This window comes from Parolsenella sp., assembly GCF_982402205.1.
In genome coordinates this window covers 1-2390 of sequence record NZ_CEVYAT010000192.1, presented here as the reverse complement: position 1 = coordinate 2390, position 2390 = coordinate 1, and the positions used below count along the sequence as shown (strand labels likewise).

The following is a 2390-nucleotide window of genomic DNA, read 5'->3' as shown; positions in this document are numbered from 1 at the left end:
GGGCGCATGATGGCCATGAAGACGTCGGTGATCCAGGAAAACACGGTGCGGCTCCAGGCGGTTGGGGTTGGTTCAGCATTTGTTAAGAGTACCACCGCGGCCTGAACGTCCCCGCGGCGGTGCTCATGGCGGCGGCAATCGGCCGGCCTAGCCCTACGAGGGGTCGCTCGCGAGGTCCCAGAGGGCCCCGTAGAGTTCGTTTCCCAAAAGCCAGCCGTCGTGCGTGGGCACAAGCGAACCCGCGCTCCTCCGCTCGAGCAGGCCGCGCCGCACGAGGTTGGCAAGGGCGTCGTCGACACGCGCGGAGCCCAGGGTTGTGCGGGCATGCTCGATGAGGGGCGTGGGCAGCCCGTCGGTCATGCGCGCGGCGAGCATGAGATCCTCGGCCACGGCCTCGCGCTCACTCAGCTGCTCGACCTCAAACGAGAGGGACGCGAGCGAGGTGGCGCAGACAAGCTCGTCTGTCGTGGAACAGATCGTGAGCCTAAAGCGCACGGCGTCGTCGATTGGCGCAGCGAGCGCGGGCACCGCCTCGCGAAGGCGCAGGTAGGAAGCGCGACTGAGCATGCTCGCGGCTGCCGCGCCAAGGCCCAGGTACTCGACGCCCGTCCAGTAGCGAACGTTGTGGGCACACCGTTTGCCAGGCCTGGCATAGCTTGCGACCTCGTAGCGCGAGAAGCCCGCCTGTCCCAGCACCTCGAGCGCGGCCTCCATGTCGTCCGCCTCGGTGTCGTCCGAGGGCCAGGGCAGCTGGCCGGACTCGCACATGCGCTCGAGCGGGGTGCCCGGCTCGATCATGAGGGGATAGCAGCTCACGTGGCCCACGCCCAGCTCAACGGCCTGAACAAGCGAGGAGCGCCAGCTTTCGGGTGTCTGGAAGGGAATGCCGCACATGAGGTCGAGCGACACGTCGAGCCCCGAGTCCACGGCAGCGGCAACGCGATCTCGCGCGAGGAGGGCGTCATGCACGCGGCCCAGGCCACGCAGCTCGCGATCATCGAAGCTCTGTACGCCAGCGGAGACGCGCGTGGCGCCCGCCTCGCGCGCGCGGGCGAGCAGCTCGTCGGAGAGCGACTCGGGGTTTGCCTCGAAGGAGAGCTCGTCCACGGGGCCCGCGGCGCAGATGGCCGAGACGAGCGAGGGCAGCCCCCCTGCGCCCAGCATCGTGGGCGTGCCGCCGCCAACGTAGGCGCTCCCAGGACGGCCAAGGAGCCCGATTTCACGCGCCTGCCCCACGAGCCGCTCGAGCGAGCGCTCGTAGGCAAGCATACGGGCGTCGTCGTGGTGCGTGGCCGCCGTGGCGAAGTCGCAGTAGCGGCAGCGCCTCACGCAAAAGGGAACGTGCAGGTAGAGAGCCTCGACGCCTTCGCTCACAGTGTTGCCTCGAGCTCGTCTGCGAGCGCCAGGTAGTCTTCGAGCCCCACGCAGTGCATGGCCCGCTCGCGCCAGGCGGCGGCCTCGGGAACCCCGCGCAGGTACCAGCCCGCGAGGCTGCGCGCGCGGGCGATGTGGGCACCCGTGGCGCCGAGCAGCCTCACGTGCAGGCGAAACGCGGCAAGGCGCATGGCGGGCGTCATCTCGACGGGGACCTTGCCCTCGCGAAGGCGGCGGGCGTTCTCGAACACCCACGGGTCGCCGTAGGAGCCGCGGGCGATGAAGCAGGCAGCGGCGCCCGTGCGGTCCAGCAGCGCGGCCGCGCGCTCGGCGTCGAGGGCGTCTCCCGAGGCGATGACCGGCACGCTCAGCGCGCGAACCACCTCGGCCACGCCCTCCGCGCTCGACTGGCCGCGATACATCTGGGAGGCCACGCGTCCGTGTACCGCGATGGCGGCGGCGCCCGCAGCCTCCATGGCGCGGGCGAAGTCGGCTCCCACGAGCGCGTCGGGCCTGCGGCCCAAGCGAATCTTGACCGTGACGGGAACGTCGAGCTCCTCGCGCAGGGCCTCGACGATGCGCGCCGCGAGCGCGGGGTCATCGAGCAGGGCAGACCCCGCCCCGCCCTTGGTGACCTTGGGCACGGGGCAGGCCATGTTGACGTCGACGAGGGCGAGCTTGCTCCCCACGTGCTCGCCCAGTTGGGCGGCCGCCTCGCGAAAGTGCTCGGGATCGGCGCCAAAGAGCTGCACGGCAAGGTCGGGCTCGCCAGCATTGGGCTCGACGAGCGACCAGGTCTTGTCGCTTGCGTAGTGGATGCCCGTGACGCTCACCATCTCGGTGTAGGCGAGCGCGGCGCCACCCGCGCGCATCACCATGCGGTAGGCCGCGTCGGTGACGCTTGCCATGGGCGCCATGAGGAAGGGTGAGGCGGCGAGGCGCTCGCGCAGCGTGCCAACCTCGGAAAAAGACGCGGGCGGCTAGGCGAGGCCGGCCGCGGCGGCGCCCTCCTCCAT

The 2390-nt window shown here is 70.7% G+C and carries 2 protein-coding genes; both read right to left on the bottom strand.

Features of this window, described 5'->3' with window-relative positions; all coding sequences use genetic code 11:
• Nucleotides 1-153: 153 nt before the first annotated feature.
• Nucleotides 154-1374 carry a coproporphyrinogen-III oxidase family protein gene (locus AC1VTH_RS07925; protein ID WP_481335616.1) on the bottom strand — a complete coding sequence of 407 codons (1221 nt, stop codon included), beginning with the start codon at nucleotides 1372-1374 and terminating at the stop codon, nucleotides 154-156.
• A complete protein-coding gene (locus AC1VTH_RS07920; protein ID WP_481335614.1) occupies nucleotides 1371-2282 on the bottom strand; it encodes a tRNA dihydrouridine synthase in 912 nt (303 codons plus the stop codon). The genes AC1VTH_RS07925 and AC1VTH_RS07920 overlap by 4 nt, the downstream gene beginning before the upstream one ends.
• Nucleotides 2283-2390: the final 108 nt, after the last annotated feature.